Annotated in this window: 11 protein-coding genes; 5 read left to right on the forward strand and 6 right to left on the reverse strand. The window is 65.6% G+C overall.

The window, feature by feature from the left end; translation table 11 throughout:
• Nucleotides 1–43: 43 nt before the first annotated feature.
• On the reverse strand, nt 44–1,033 hold the full coding sequence (locus tag ASG77_RS00840; protein ID WP_056339898.1) for a YeiH family protein: 990 nt from the start codon (nt 1,031–1,033) through the stop codon (nt 44–46).
• Nucleotides 1,034–1,237: 204 nt separating this feature from the next.
• Between ASG77_RS00840 and ASG77_RS00845 the strand changes: the two genes are divergently transcribed.
• From ASG77_RS00845 to ASG77_RS00855, 3 genes are all read left to right on the forward strand, one after another.
• A complete protein-coding gene (locus tag ASG77_RS00845) occupies nt 1,238–2,794 on the forward strand; it encodes a circularly permuted type 2 ATP-grasp protein (protein WP_056339901.1) in 1,557 nt (518 codons plus the stop codon).
• A 75-nt stretch (nt 2,795–2,869) separates the two neighbouring features.
• Nucleotides 2,870–3,796 carry an alpha-E domain-containing protein gene (locus tag ASG77_RS00850; RefSeq protein WP_056339904.1) on the forward strand — a complete coding sequence of 309 codons (927 nt, stop codon included), beginning with the start codon at nt 2,870–2,872 and terminating at the stop codon, nt 3,794–3,796.
• A complete protein-coding gene (locus ASG77_RS00855) occupies nt 3,793–4,644 on the forward strand; it encodes a transglutaminase family protein (RefSeq protein WP_056339907.1) in 852 nt (283 codons plus the stop codon). Before ASG77_RS00850 ends, ASG77_RS00855 begins: the two co-directional genes overlap by 4 nt.
• A 45-nt stretch (nt 4,645–4,689) precedes the next feature.
• Here the strand turns inward: ASG77_RS00855 and ASG77_RS00860 are convergent, their stop codons facing one another.
• From ASG77_RS00860 to glgC, 3 genes are all read right to left on the reverse strand, one after another.
• On the reverse strand, nt 4,690–5,232 hold the full coding sequence (locus ASG77_RS00860; RefSeq protein WP_056339910.1) for a pyridoxamine 5'-phosphate oxidase family protein: 543 nt from the start codon (nt 5,230–5,232) through the stop codon (nt 4,690–4,692).
• A gap of 45 nt (nt 5,233–5,277) precedes the next feature.
• A complete protein-coding gene (locus ASG77_RS00865) occupies nt 5,278–6,729 on the reverse strand; it encodes an SDR family oxidoreductase (protein ID WP_056339913.1) in 1,452 nt (483 codons plus the stop codon).
• Between the two features lie 84 nt (nt 6,730–6,813).
• Nucleotides 6,814–8,223 carry a glucose-1-phosphate adenylyltransferase gene (gene glgC, locus ASG77_RS00870; protein ID WP_056339915.1) on the reverse strand — a complete coding sequence of 470 codons (1,410 nt, stop codon included), beginning with the start codon at nt 8,221–8,223 and terminating at the stop codon, nt 6,814–6,816.
• Between the two features lie 99 nt (nt 8,224–8,322).
• Here glgC and glgA point away from each other — a divergent pair, with 99 nt between their 5' ends.
• On the forward strand, nt 8,323–9,519 hold the full coding sequence (glgA, locus tag ASG77_RS00875) for a glycogen synthase (RefSeq protein WP_056339917.1): 1,197 nt from the start codon (nt 8,323–8,325) through the stop codon (nt 9,517–9,519).
• A 163-nt stretch (nt 9,520–9,682) separates the two neighbouring features.
• Here glgA and ASG77_RS00880 read toward each other — a convergent pair whose 3' ends face one another.
• Together ASG77_RS00880 and ASG77_RS00885 are read right to left on the reverse strand one after the other, a co-directional pair.
• On the reverse strand, nt 9,683–11,815 hold the full coding sequence (locus ASG77_RS00880) for an acyl-CoA dehydrogenase family protein (RefSeq protein WP_056339919.1): 2,133 nt from the start codon (nt 11,813–11,815) through the stop codon (nt 9,683–9,685).
• Between the two features lie 53 nt (nt 11,816–11,868).
• Nucleotides 11,869–12,561: a TetR/AcrR family transcriptional regulator gene (locus tag ASG77_RS00885; protein ID WP_442854226.1), complete on the reverse strand. Its 693-nt coding sequence runs from the start codon at nt 12,559–12,561 to the stop codon at nt 11,869–11,871.
• A gap of 61 nt (nt 12,562–12,622) precedes the next feature.
• Here ASG77_RS00885 and ASG77_RS00890 point away from each other — a divergent pair, with 61 nt between their 5' ends.
• Nucleotides 12,623–13,990, forward strand: a complete 1,368-nt coding sequence (locus tag ASG77_RS00890) for an acetyl-CoA C-acetyltransferase (protein WP_056339922.1) — start codon at nt 12,623–12,625, stop codon at nt 13,988–13,990.
• Nucleotides 13,991–13,999: the final 9 nt, after the last annotated feature.

The raw sequence follows: 13,999 nt of genomic DNA on the forward strand, positions 1-13,999 counted from the left end.
AATCACGGGACGCGGGCGTGCCGGTCACCATCCGGTTGCCCGCCTAGGCTGTCATCAGCAGGGCCGCTGCCAGGCCCAGCAGCGCGATCAGCAGCCATGCAGCCAGCGCCGCGAGCAGCGCCCTCGCTCCGGTGTGCAGGAGCGTGCGGATCCGCACGGCGGACCCGAGCCCGAACAGCGCCGCTCCCAGGAGAATTTCCTGCAGCCCGGCACCGGCGTCGAGCCAGCCGTCGGAGAGCCATCCCGTGGAACGGAGCCCCACCATGGCCACGAACCCCACCACGAACAGGGGCACCAGCGGTGGCAACGCCTGGTGGCTTGATGTGCTCATGCGGTGGTGCACGCCTGCCACGGCAACCACCGGCGCCAGGAGCAGCACGCGGGTGAGCTTAACGACGACGGCGATGCCCAATGCTGCGGTGCCTGCGGTCTGCGCCGTGGCCACCACCTGGCCGACGTCGTGCACCGATGCACCCGTCCAGGCGCCGAAAGCGAGAGGGCTCAACTGCAGGGGATGCATCAGCAGCGGCAGGATGCCGATCGCCAGCGTGCCGCACAGTGTCACCAGCGCCACCGGCAAGACAGTATCCGCATGCCGGATCCGTCGCACGGCCGCCATGGCACCGATGGCGGATGCCCCGCAGATCGAAAAGCCGGTTGCCACCAGCAGCGCGGTCTCACGCGGCAGCCGGAACAGCCGCACCAGCAGGTAGGTGCCGCCGAAACTCAGCAGCACCACGCCCGTTATCAGGACCATGGCCAGCCAGCCGAGGCCCAGGATATCCATGATGCTCACCTTGAGGCCCAGCAGGACGATGCCGCCCCGCATCAGGTGCTTGCCCGCGAAGTCCAGGCCCGGACGCGCCCGTCCGGCGATCCACACCGCCGTGCCAGGCAGGTTCGCGGCGAGCAGACCCAGCGCCACCGCGACGGTCATGGCGGGCAGGGCCGGCACCACGGCATGTACGACGAAGGCCACGGCCAGCGCAGGGGTGGCCGTCAGGAGGCCGGGCAGGAGCCGGCGGGAACGCATCGTCGCGTCACGAACGCGGGCCCGCAGTGCGCTTCGGCGGCCACTGTTCCCGCCGGCTCCGGAGCTCCCGGGATTACTTGTCTCTGGCACCCACTAACCTTGCCGGACAGGACACGGATTCAACGAACCGGCGCTGTGCCCGGCAACACGCCACAATGGATGGCAGTAATGATTTCGAAACAAAAAGATGGTTGGCTAAAGGACATGTCAGACCTATTCCAGGATTACTCCGAGGCCGCCGGGCGCACGGGCGCCTACGACGAGATGTTCACTCCCGGCCAGGAAGCACGCGAGTCGTACGGCCAGGTGGCCGATGCCCTTAGCAAGCTATCCCTCGCCGACGTCTCCGCCCGGGCGGACTCCATGGCACGGACCTTCCTGGACCGCGGCGTGACGTTTGACTTCGCGGGGGAGGAGCGGCCGTTTCCGCTCGACATTGTCCCCCGCGTTATCTCCGCCGATGAGTGGACCGTGCTGGAAAAGGGCGTGGCGCAGCGCGTCCGGGCCCTGGAAGCCTTCCTCAACGATGTCTACGACAAAATGAACGTAGTGGCAGACGGCGTCATCCCGCGCCAGCTCGTCACCACCAGCGCCCACTTCCACCGCCAGGTGCACGGCTTCGAGCCGGCGGGCGGTGTCCGCGTCCACATCTCCGGCATCGATGTGGTGCGCGACGCAGCAGGCACTTTCCGCGTCCTGGAAGACAACGTGCGGGTGCCGTCCGGCGTCAGCTACGTCCTGGAAAACCGGCGGGCCATGGCCAAGGGCCTGCCCGAAGCGTTTGGCCAGCAGCTCATCCGGCCGGTCGAAGAGTACCCCCGCCGGCTGCTGTCCGCCCTGCGCAAAACGGCGCCCGCCGGCGTCGACGATCCCACCGTAGTGGTGCTGACCCCCGGTGTCTTTAACAGCGCCTACTTCGAGCACACACTGCTGGCCGGCCTGATGGGCGTGGAGCTCGTCGAAGGCCGCGACCTTATCTGCCGCGGCAACCGCGTCTACATGCGCACTACGGCCGGTGAGCAGCGCGTGGACGTGATCTACAAACGCATCGACGACGAGTTCCTGGACCCCCTGCAGTTCCGCTCTGATTCCATGCTCGGCTGCCCGGGGCTGGTCAACGCCGCCAGGGCCGGCGGCGTGACCATCGCCAACGCCGTGGGCAACGGCGTGGCCGACGACAAACTTGTCTACAGCTACGTTCCGGACCTCATCCGCTACTACCTCAGCGAGGAGCCCGTCATCGCGAATGTGGACACGTTCCGGCTGGAGGAGAAGGACTCCAGGGAATACGTCCTGGACAACCTTGCTGAGCTTGTGGTGAAGCCCGTGGACGGCTCCGGCGGCAAGGGCCTGGTCATCGGGCCGGACGCCTCCAACGATGAACTCGAGGCCCTGCGCAAACGGGTCGTCGCGGACCCGCGCGGCTGGATCGCGCAGCCGGTGCTGCAGCTTTCCACAGTGCCCACGCTCGGCGGGGATAAATTCGGCCCGCGGCACGTGGACCTGCGCCCCTTTGCTGTCAACGACGGCGACGACGTCTGGGTGCTTCCCGGCGGACTCACCAGGGTGGCGCTCAAGGAAGGCTCCCTCATTGTGAACTCCAGCCAGGGCGGCGGCTCCAAGGACACCTGGGTGCTGGCAGACTCACCCCAGGTGCCGGTGGAAACTGTTCCGCGGCCCACCATTTCCATCCGTGAGCGGGTATCCGTCTGGCCAGTGGAGAGCAACTGGCGCGACCGCCAGTCGGAGCAGCAGCAGTGAGCCGGGCCATCGAACCGGCACAATTGTTCACGGGGGCATCCCCACAGATTTCGGACGCGCAGGAGGTCACCGCGAATGCTTAGCCGTATTGCTGAGTCCCTATTTTGGATCGGACGCTATGTGGAGCGGGCCGACGGCACCGCCCGCATCCTGGACGTGCACCTTGAACGCCTGAACCACCTCCCCATGGACGAACGCCGCAGGGTGGCCCAGGAACTGCTCGCAGTCATGGGTGCCCGGCCGCAGAGCGAGGACTTCGGCCTGCCCGAACTCCTCCACGCCCTGGCATACGACAAAACCAGCGCAACGTCCATCGCCGGGTCGCTGGGCGCGGCCCGCGAAAACGCGCGGCGTGCCCGCGAAACCGTATCCTCGGGCCTCTGGGAAAGCCTCAACACCACGTACTACGGGCTGAGCCAGCACCGCAAGGATGTAGTGGGGACGTACCGCTTCTGCAACTGGACACTGGAACGGACGGCCATGGTCAGCGGCCTGGCCGACACCACGGTGAGCCATGACGAAAGCTGGCTGTTCCTGGTGTTGGGCCGGTCCCTGGAGCGCGCCGACATGACCGCGCGTATGCTCTCCACCCGGGATGTCCTCTCTGCGGGCATGTCCTGGGTCAACATGCTGCGGTGCGCGGGGGCCTATGAGTCGTTCCTGCGGACGCGCCGGGCCGCCTTCGGGGACCAGCACGCTGCCGAGTTCCTCCTGCTCGACCGGCTGTTCCCGCGGTCCATCGTCTACGCCCTGCGCGACGCCGATGAGTGCCTCGCCAAGCTGGACCCTTCGGCACAGCGCGTGGGTTTCATCAACGACGCCCGCCGGATCGTGGGCCAGGCCCGTACGTTCCTCGAGTTCCACCGGACGGACGATCTGATGTCCGAACTGCCCGAGCACATGGAACGCGTGCAGAAGGCCGTCTCGCAGGCCTCGGACGCCATTTCCCGTAAATACTTCAATCAGGCAGACGAACTGGCCTGGGTGGGAGAAGTTTCATGACCCGGCTGAGCATCATCCACACCACGGCCTACAAGTACAACAAGCGCGTTACGCTCTCCTACAACGAGGCCCGCATGACGCCGCTGACCGATCCCCAGCAGGTGGTTCTTGAATCCGTGCTCAAGGTCTCGCCGTCGCAGGCGGCCGTGAGCAACTACCGGGACTACTGGGGCACGCGGGTCACGGCTTTCGACATGCAGATGCCGCATGACCACCTTGAGGTCGTTTCCAACATCACCGTCGAAGTGCACCGGGCGGAAAAAATCCCCGCCGACGCTGACATCGCCGGCTGGGACGTCCTGGCATCGAAGGAGTCGTTGAATACGTTCAGCGACTGGCTGCCGCAGTCGCAGCTGAGCGGTCCCGGCGACGAGGTGCTGGGAATCATTCCAGGCGTGGTCGAAGGCAAGAACCCGCACGAGGCTGCGATGGCCATCTTCGAGTGGATGCGCGGCGAGATGACCTACATGTCCGGTTCCACCGCGGTCACCACCAACGCCGAAGAAGCGTGGGGCCAGCGGCAGGGCGTCTGCCAGGACCTCGCGCACCTCGCCATCGGCGCGCTGCGCAGCTGCGGCATTCCCGCCCGCTACGTCTCCGGTTACCTGCACCCGAGGTCGACGGCGGCCATCGGCGAGACAGTGGCCGGCCAGTCACATGCGTGGCTGGAGTTCTGGGACGGCGAGTGGCGCAGCTGGGATCCCACGAACCACAAGCCGGCAGGCGACTACCACGTCACCGTCGCCAGGGGCCGGGACTACCGGGACGTTCCGCCGCTGAAGGGCATCCTGTCCGGGGGCGGCGGATCGGCGCTCAGCGTGAGCGTGGAAATCACCCGCCTCGCTTAGGCAGCCGGGGGCGTTTCCTCGTCCTGCCCAGGGTCCGGCCCAGCACTACTCCGGGGCTGCCTTGGCCGCTCCGCTGAGCTGGGTCCACCAGGTCATGGGTGCGGTGACTTTGAACCGGCGCCCGGTCACTGTTCCCGGGCTCACCCGGACAAAGGTGTCCTTCTTCCCGGCCTGCCATGGGAAGAGGTATAGGGCTGCGGAGTCCAGGATGCCTTCGGTTCCTGTGATGGCCTTTGCCGGTCCCTTGACCACCACGCTCCAGGCCAGGCCACTGACGGCATCCACGCCGTCGGCCTCCAACGCCACAGCGGCACCTCCCGAGGCGGCTGCCAGCTTGGTTCCAGCGCCGGTGCGGAACACTAATGTTCCGCCGTCCACCGTGTAGTTGATGGGGAAGATATCGGGCTGGCCGTCCACCAGGACGGCCAGCCTGCCTACCGAAACCGTCCGCAACAGGGCCCAGCATTCGTGGTGTTCCAGGTTCTGGACCTGGGATGTTGACTCGCCGGAGTTGGACTCTCGGGACGTTGACTCGTTGGACGCTGGGTCACCGGACAGTGGTTCACCGGACTTTGGCTCGCTGCTCATGCCGCCGAGCCTACGCCCAACACCCTGCTCAGGACAGTGTCTGTCCTACCAGGGGCTGGGCTTGTAGTCCTTGAGGAAAACCCCGTACTGGTCCTCGCCGTTTTCGCCCATCACGATTGGGTCGTAGACGCGGGCGGCGCCGTCCACCAGGTCCAGGGGCGCGTGGAAGCCCTCCTCCATGAGGCGGACCTTGGTGAAGTGTGGCCGTTCGTCAGTGATCCAGCCGGTGTCCACCGCAGTCATCAGGATCCCGTCGGCGTCCAGCATTTCCTGGGCGCTGGTGCGGGTCATCATGTTCAGGGCTGCCTTGGCCATGTTGGTGTGCGGATGCCCGGGGCCCTTGTAGGCGCGGGAGAACTGGCCTTCCATGGCGGAGACGTTGACGATGTACTTCCGGTCCGCCGTGGAGCGCTTCATGGCGTCCCGGAGCCTGCTAACCAAAAGGAACGGGGCAGTGACGTTGCAGAGCTGGACTTCCAGCATTTCCAGGGGGTCAACCTCGTCCACCACCTGGGTCCAGCTGTTGATGTCAGCCAGGTCCGGGACGAGCCCGCCGGCGTCGATCGCTGTTCCGGAGGCGATCCGCTCCAGCGAGGCCGAGCCGGTGGAGAGCGCCAGCGAAGTGATGGTGTCGCCGGCCAGCACCGGGTGATCCGTGACACTGCTCGCCAGGGCGAGGGGGTGTTTGTCGTGGGCGTGGCCGAACGTCACCAGTTCCGGACCGCCGTTGGCCGGTTCCAGCGCGGCCGGCAGCGGCTCGTCCTCGGCGTCCACCAGGGGTTTGTAGGCGTTGCCGGATCGGCGCACCGTCTGGGCGGCGTTGTTGATGATGATGTCCAGGGGGCCCGCGGCGTTGAGCGAATCCGTCAGGGCCATCACCTGCGACGGGTCGCGCAGGTCGATGCCCACGATCCGGAGCCGGTGCAGCCACTCGCTGCTGTCTTCCATTGCCGCAAAACGGCGTGCGGCGTCTTTGGGGAACCTGGTGGTGATGGTGGTGTGCGCGCCATCCCGGAGCAGGCGCAGCGCGATGTACATGCCGATTTTGGCCCGCCCGCCGGTGAGCAGCGCACGCCGGCCTGTCAGGTCGGTGCGGGCATCCCGCTTGCTGTGGCTGAAGGCGGCGCATTCCGGGCAGAGCTGATGATAAAAAGCGTCCACCTGCGTGTAGTGCTTCTTGCAGACATAGCAGGGGCGGGAACGGATCAGGTGTCCGGCCACCTTGCCCGTCGCCGAGGTCTCCAGCTTGTTGCCCCGGGTCTCGTCGTCGATCCGATCCGGTGCTGCCGTTGCCGTCTGGGCGATGACGGCCCGGTCGGCTTCGGAGATCAGGTCCCGCTTGGTGACGCGGCGGTGACGCTTCACGGCCTTGAACATCTTCCCCGTGGCACGGCGCACCGAGACATAGTCGGGGTGTTCCTCGTCGTAGACGTGGATGGTGTTCAAAACCTTGAGGCAGGCCTGGATTTCCTCAGGCGTCAGATCGGGGGAGCTCATTGTACCGATTTTACAGCCTGGCGAAGATCCAGCCTGACCGTGCCGCGGGGTTTCGCAGCCCGGTCAGGCCCGGCTGTCCTTCGTTTAGGCGCGGCGGCCGCCCGGGGCGGCCTGGGCTGCTGTTTCCGCGTGGACCGCAGCGGCCTGTTCGACTGATTCGCGGAGTCCGGGGTAGTTGGCTGTGGCCGCCTTGACGGCATCCGGTACCTGGTGGAGGTTCTTAGCGGCGAGCGCACGTTCCGCGTCTCCGGGCTCGGGCACCTGCTGGCCTTTGGCGAGCACGGTGATGCCGGAGTCGGTCACCTTGAAACCGCGGGCGCGGTCCAGGTCATGGTCCAGGCCGATCGCGGCGCCGGCCGGAACCTTAACGTTCTTGTCCAGGATGGCCCGGTTGACCACGGCACCTTCGCCGATATTCACCTTGTCCATCAGGACCGAGTCGATGACCCTGCTGCCGTTCCCCACAAAGACGTCGTTGGACAGCACGGAGCCCTCCACGACGCCACCGGAGATGACCACGCCGCTGGACACGATGGAGTCCAGGGCGGTGCCCACGGTGTCGTTTTGACCGCGGACGAACTTGGCTGGCGGGGAGATGCTCTGGCGCGTGTAAATGGGCCATTCAGAGTTGTAGAGGTTGAACACAGGCAACGGCGAGATGAGGTCAATGTGGGCGTCGTAGAACGAATCAATGGTGCCGACGTCGCGCCAGTAGGTCCGGTCGCGTTCCGTGGAGCCGGGGATGTCGTTGAGGGTGAAGTCGTAGACTCCGGCCTCACCCTGGCTGACGAAGTAGGGGATGATGTCCCCGCCCATGTCGTGCTTCGTGTCGAGCCGTTCGGCGTCCACGTGCAGGGCATCCACCAGCGCGTCGGCGTCGAAAACGTAGTTGCCCATGGAAGCCAGGAACTGGGTGGGATCAGCAGCCAGGCCAGGAGTTGTGGCGGGCTTTTCCACAAATGCAGCGATCTTCTGCGGGTCCTCCTGGTCCACCTCGATCACACCGAACTGGTTGGCCATGCTCAACGGTTGGCGCACGGCGGCCACAGTGGCCTTGGCACCGCTCTGCACATGCTGCTCCACCATCTGGGCGAAGTCCATGCGGTACACGTGGTCCGCACCAACCACGACAACGATGTCGGGGTTGGCGTCATGGATCAGGTTCAGGGACTGGTAGATGGCGTTGGCGCTGCCGAGGAACCAGCTCTTGCCGACGCGCTGCTGCGCCGGCACGGAGGCCACATAATTGCCCAGCTGCGTGGACATCCGCCAGGTCTCGGAAATGTGGCGGTCAAGGCTGTGGGACTTGTATTGGGTCAGGACCACGATCTGCAGGTAACGTGAATTCACCAGGTTGGACAGCGCAAAGTCGATCAGACGGTAACTGCCGGCAAACGGCACTGCAGGTTTCGCCCGGTCTGCCGTCAGTGGCATTAGCCTGTTTCCCTCGCCGCCCGCGAGGACAATGGCCAGGACTCTTTTATTCAACGGCATGGTAGTAGCTCCTGTACGCCTTCGTAACCCCAAACAGTCCGGCATGCCCGGACTCCTTCACACTAGAACAGATAGTGCGGAAGGACTACCTTGGGTAACGTGCGAATAGACATTGTGACTAAAGAGTTCCCGCCCGAGATCTACGGAGGCGCCGGAGTCCACGTGGCCGAATTGAGCAGGGTGCTTAGCAAGCATGTTGACCTGCAGGTTCGTGCCTTCGGTGCACCCCGCGAAGCCAAATACCACGGTGCCGGGGTGACCTCCTATTCCGTTCCCGAAGACCTGGGCTCGGCCAACGCCGCCGTCCAGACGCTCGGGGTGGACCTGCGGATCGTGCCGGACGTGGCAGGTGCCGATCTGGTCCATTCGCACACCTGGTATGCGAACATGGCCGGCCATCTGGCGTCCCTGCTCCACGGCATCCCGCACGTATTAAGTGCCCACAGCCTGGAGCCCCTGAGGCCGTGGAAGGCCGAGCAGCTTGGCGGCGGCTACGCGTTGTCCTCCTGGGTCGAGAAAACTGCTTACGAGGCGGCAGCAGCGATCATCGCCGTTTCGGAAGGCATGCGCCAGGACATCCTCCGCAGCTACCCCGACGTTGACCCTGCCAAAGTCAGGGTGGTCCACAACGGCATCGACGTCGAACTGTGGCAGCGCGATGAAAACCAGGACGCCGTCCGCGCCCTGGGCATTGATCCGGTTAAGCCGAGCGTGGTGTTTGTCGGCCGCAACACGCGCCAGAAGGGCGTGCCGTACCTCCTGCGTGCCGCCGCGAAGCTTCCGGCCGATGTGCAGCTCGTGCTGTGCCTTGGCGCGGCGGACACCCCCGAGCTCGCCGCAGAAACTGCACGCCTGATCGAAGAGTTGCAGAGCCAGCGGACAGGCGTCGTGCTGATCGAACGGATGCTGCCGCGGAACGAACTCATCCAGGTCCTCAGCCACGCGACAGCGTTCGCCTGCCCGTCCATCTATGAACCGCTGGGCATCGTCAACCTCGAGGCGATGGCCTGCGGTGCTGCCGTGGTGGCCAGCGCTACGGGCGGCATTCCCGAGGTGGTCCAGCATGGTGAGACGGGCCTGTTGGTGGACCTGGAGCAGGTCACCGACGGTACCGGCACGCCGCTTGATCCGGAGAAGTTCGTGACGGAATTTGCCGCCGCCCTGACCGAGGTGGTGTCCGATCCCGAACGGGCACGTGCCATGGGCCAGGCCGGGCGCCGCCGTGCGGAGGAGCACTTCTCCTGGGACTCCATCACCGAGACCACCCTCGAGGTCTACCGCTCAGTGCTTTCCTGACGGACGGCAGGAACAACAGCACTAGTGACCAAACAGCGCACGACGGCGCCGCCCCCACCGAGGGGACCGGCGCCGTCGTTCGTACATAACGCTTGATCCAACGCGGGGTCACAAAGTGCCCATTCCGGGGCGTCAGAGGGGATTGAAGTGACCTCGCGTTGCTTTATCGGGAGGTTGACGTGCGCGCCAGCAGCACCTTTTCGTCAACGGGTGCGTTGCCGCTGGCCCGCTGTGCCCTGACGTACGCGCGGGCCTCGTCCTGGCGGGTCTTCTCGGCACCCGTGGCGATCGCCGCGCGCACGTGGTCATCCCCGTACCCGAAGGCGTCTACGAGGTCTAGGGCGTGTGGCCTGATCTTGACCAGGAGGCGGTTGATGTAATCACCCACGGTGCGTGCCCGCTGCATGGAGAGCCGGCCGTTCATCAGGTACCAGGACAGGTTCTTTTCGATCAGCGACAGGCCGAACAAGTCGCGCAGCCATGTCAGTACCCGCTTGGTGCCGGGGTCCGTGACATCTTCCAGGGCCTCTGTGAACGCCTCCCATTGCAGGAGCTCGGCGTGGGCCTGGGCGGCATCGATCAGCTCGTTTTGGTGCTGGTTGAAGAGGGCCGCCCCCTTTTCGACAGGCAGCTTGTTGGCGCCCTTCAGAGCCGCCCCGACGTCGGCCACCATGGTCTGGACGCGGTCCGTCAGGAGGGCGCGCTGGCCTTCCTCGTCCCGGAGCGCAATGGCAGCTTTCTGGACTGATCCGGTATCGGCGACGAACTGTGCCACCTGCCGCAGGCCGGTGCGGTGGATCGCCACGCCCGTTGCCTGGGCCACCACGTAGCGTGCAAGGACGCCAAAATCGACATTCCTGAACTCCTTGGCATAGTCGGCCAGGAGGCGCTTGGCCACCAGCTGGAGCAGCACGGTGTTGTCGCCCTCAAACGTGACATAGACGTCCAGGTCCGCCCGAAGGGAGGCGAAGCGGTTTTCGATCAGGAAGCCGGCGCCGCCGCACGCTTCGCGGCATTCCTGCAGGGTGTCAAGGGCATGCCAGGTGCTCAGCGGCTTCAGGGCTGCGGCGAGGGTTTCCAAATCCTGCCGGTCCTCGTCAGTATCGTGGGCGCCGGAAAAGACGTCGTCGAATTTCTGGAGGAGCTGCTCGTGCGCGAAGCCCGCGGCATACGTCGTGGCCAACCGGGTAAACAGGCGCCGCTGGTGGCGCTGGTAGTCCAGGAGGACCTCTTCGTCGGTGTGTGACGACGCGTTGAACTGGCGCCGTTCGGTGGCGTAGCGGATGGCTGCTGTCAGGGCGACCTTCGATGCCGCCACGGCCGCGCCGTCCAATGACACGCGGCCCTGGACGAGGGTTCCCAGCATGGTGAAAAAGCGGCGGCCGGGGCTGGCAATGGACGACGTGTAGGTCCCGTCAGGTGCCACATCGCCGTAGCGGTTCAGCAGGTTGGTGCGGGGGATGCGGACGTTGTCGAAATGCAGCCTGCCGTTGTCGATCCCGTTGAGGCCGCCCTTGACTCCGTCGTCCTCGCCACCGATCCCGGGCATGAACTCCTTGGTCTGGGGGTCCCGGAGGTCAACGTAGAAGGCATGCACGCCATGGTTGACGCCATTTGTCACGAGCTGGGCGAAAACGACGGCGCCGAGGCCGTCGATGGCTGCATTGCCGATGTAGTCCTTCCACGCAGCGCGGAACGGTGTGTGGACCACAAATTCCTGGGTTTTGACGTCGTAGGTCGCAGTGGTGGCGATGCTGGCCACATCGGAACCGTGGCCGGTCTCCGTCATGGCGAAGCAGCCGGGGATCTCCAGACTCATGATGCCTGGCAGCCAGTTGGTGTGGTGCTGCTGCGTGCCCAGGTGCATTACGGCCGAGCCGAACAGGCCCCACTGGACACCAGCCTTGATCTGCAGGGACGGGTCGGCGGTGACCAGTTCCTCGAACGCCGCGATGTTGCCGCCGTGGTCATCGGAACCGCCCAGTGCCGACGGGAAGGCCCGGTGCACGGCGCTGTTGTCCACGAGGTACTTCAACTGGCCGAAGGTTCGCGTCCGGTGTTCGGTGTGCGTCAGTCCTTCAATTTTGTGCAGTGCAGGGTCACTGGCCAGCGCGCGGGATTGGCGACGGGAGTCCGCCCATTTGCCCAGGAGTTGCTCGCCGAGGGCGGCAACGTCGACGGCGGGCTGCACAGCCGAGCCGTAGGTGGCGCCGGGGCTGGTGACCGCTGGGCCCGCAGCGGCTGTATTCTTTACGGCGGCGTCCGGGCCGGTGGGGCGGTCCACTACTTCGGTCATGTCAATGTCCTTCGTTGGTTCTGACAGGAGGGTGTGAGGTTCTTGGGGCGGAATCATGCCGCGCTGGCGGGGCTAAGCTCGGGGGCGATCCCCACGCACAACCAGGCCGTGATCTGGCGGGCCATGGCTTCCTGGTCCGGCTTCGCCGCCGAAGCCGGCGTGCTGAGCCATTGCTCACCCGCATTTCGGACCAGGCCGATGGCCGCCGTGGGCCAGTAGCCGATCACCGCTTCTTTGCCTTCGCCGAGGTGGGTCCGCATTGGCACGGCGATCATCTCTGCGATGGAATCGAAGAAGTGGCCAAGGGCTCCCGAAATGGCCGCCGATCCCTGGTGGCTGTCCGAATCCACCGGCGCATAGCGGGTGACGAAACTGTAGACATTGGGGCTGGTTTCCGCCATCTGGAGATAGGCAGAAATCATGGCCAGCAGCCCTTCCCGAGGAGTCTGGGCACCCTGCGCCGCTTCGCGGATCTTGCGCTGCATCTGGCTCAGGACCACTTCCCCGACGGCGTGCTGAAGTCCTGCCTTATCGCCGAAATAGCGGTAGAAGACCGACTTTGAGGTGCCGGCGGCCGCTGCAATCTCCTCCATGGAGGCATCGCTGCCCAGCGCGTGGACCGCGCGGCGTGCGGACTTGATGAGCTCCCGGCGTCGTTCCTCCCGGTGGGTCTGCCAGCGGGCCGAACGGCCGTCGGCAATTGCGCCGGCTGCCGGCGTCGGGACTTCTGCGTGGAGGTTGTTCACGATACTCAGCGTATCAGGTACGCTGGGTATCGGTAACCGTCGCAGATCAGAGGAGTCACCCATGTCCATCAATGGACAGTCCGGCACCGGACCCCACGAATTCGCCAGCCCCACGACTTCCGGCGCGGCGCGTCCAGTCCGCCGGGCCGTAATTGTGGGTGGTAACCGGATCCCGTTTGCCCGGTCCGGCGGGGCCTACACGAAGTCTTCCAACCAGGACATGCTCACCGCCGCACTGGACGGTCTTATCGCCAGGTTTGGCCTCCAGGATGAGCGGATCGGCGAGGTTGCGGCGGGGGCCGTACTCAAGCACTCCCGCGACTTCAACCTCACCCGCGAGGCAGTCCTGGGTTCGGCGTTGTCGGCGGAAACGCCCGCCTACGACCTGCAGCAGGCGTGCGCCACCGGCCTCGAAACGGTTCTGGGCCTGGCCAACAAGATCAAACTGGGCCAGATCGATTCCGCCATCGCCGGTGGTGTCGACTCGGCATCGGATGCCCCCATTGCTGTCAGTGAAGGCCTCCGCGAGATACTCCTGGACCTCAACCGCGTCAAGACACTGCCCCAGCGCCTGCAGGTACTCAGCCGCCTGCGGCCCAGGGACCTGGCCCCCGATGCTCCGAGTACGGGGGAGCCACGCACCGGCCTGTCCATGGGCGAACACCAGGCGCTGACCACCGCGCAATGGAACATTTCGCGCGAGGCGCAGGATGAGCTGGCTTTCAACAGCCACCGCAACCTTTCCGCCGCGTATGACGCAGGATTCTTCGATGACCTCCTGACGCCATACCGAGGCCTCGCCAAGGACTCCAACCTGAGGGCGGACACCACATTGGAGAAGCTGGCTACACTCAAGCCCGTCTTCGGGAAGAGCCTCGGCGCCGAGGCCACCATGACGGCGGGAAACTCCACACCGCTGACCGACGGGGCCTCCACGGTCCTGCTCGCATCCGAAGACTGGGCTGATGCCCATGACCTGCCGAAGCTCGCCACCGTCGTGGATGGTGAAGCTGCCGCCGTGGACTTCGTCCACGGCAAGGACGGACTGCTTATGGCTCCCGCGTTTGCGGTCCCCAGGCTGCTGGCCCGCAACGGACTGACGCTGGATGACTTCGACTTCTTTGAGATCCACGAAGCCTTCGCCGGGACTGTCCTGAGCACCCTGGCCGCCTGGGAAGATGATGAGTTCGGCCGCACCCGGCTGGGACTTGAGGGTGCCTTCGGCAGCATCGACCGCACCAAACTGAACGTCAACGGCTCCTCCCTGGCCGCGGGCCACCCGTTCGCAGCCACCGGCGGACGCATCGTGGCCTCGCTGGCCAAGATGCTGCAGGCCAAAGGCACCGTCGAGGGAAGGCCTGCGCGCGGACTTGTTTCCATCTGCGCCGCCGGCGGCCAGGGCGTCGTCGCAATACTCGAAGCACTCTAGGGGCACCGG

The organism is Arthrobacter sp. Soil762, from assembly GCF_001428335.1.
Lineage (GTDB): Bacteria > Actinomycetota > Actinomycetes > Actinomycetales > Micrococcaceae > Arthrobacter.

Bases quoted from the DNA above. Each gene is read 5' to 3' on its own strand.
- ASG77_RS00880 (WP_056339919.1), bottom strand. From the start codon at position 11,815: ATGACCGAAGTAGTGGACCGCCCCACCGGCCCGGACGCCGCCGTAAAG.
- ASG77_RS00845 (WP_056339901.1), top strand. From the start codon at position 1,238: ATGTCAGACCTATTCCAGGATTACTCCGAGGCCGCCGGGCGCACGGGC.
- ASG77_RS00855 (WP_056339907.1), top strand. From the start codon at position 3,793: ATGACCCGGCTGAGCATCATCCACACCACGGCCTACAAGTACAACAAG.
- ASG77_RS00840 (WP_056339898.1), bottom strand. From the start codon at position 1,033: ATGCGTTCCCGCCGGCTCCTGCCCGGCCTCCTGACGGCCACCCCTGCG.
- ASG77_RS00860 (WP_056339910.1), bottom strand. From the start codon at position 5,232: ATGAGCAGCGAGCCAAAGTCCGGTGAACCACTGTCCGGTGACCCAGCG.
- ASG77_RS00850 (WP_056339904.1), top strand. From the start codon at position 2,870: ATGCTTAGCCGTATTGCTGAGTCCCTATTTTGGATCGGACGCTATGTG.
- ASG77_RS00865 (WP_056339913.1), bottom strand. From the start codon at position 6,729: ATGAGCTCCCCCGATCTGACGCCTGAGGAAATCCAGGCCTGCCTCAAG.
- ASG77_RS00890 (WP_056339922.1), top strand. From the start codon at position 12,623: ATGTCCATCAATGGACAGTCCGGCACCGGACCCCACGAATTCGCCAGC.
- glgC (WP_056339915.1), bottom strand. From the start codon at position 8,223: ATGCCGTTGAATAAAAGAGTCCTGGCCATTGTCCTCGCGGGCGGCGAG.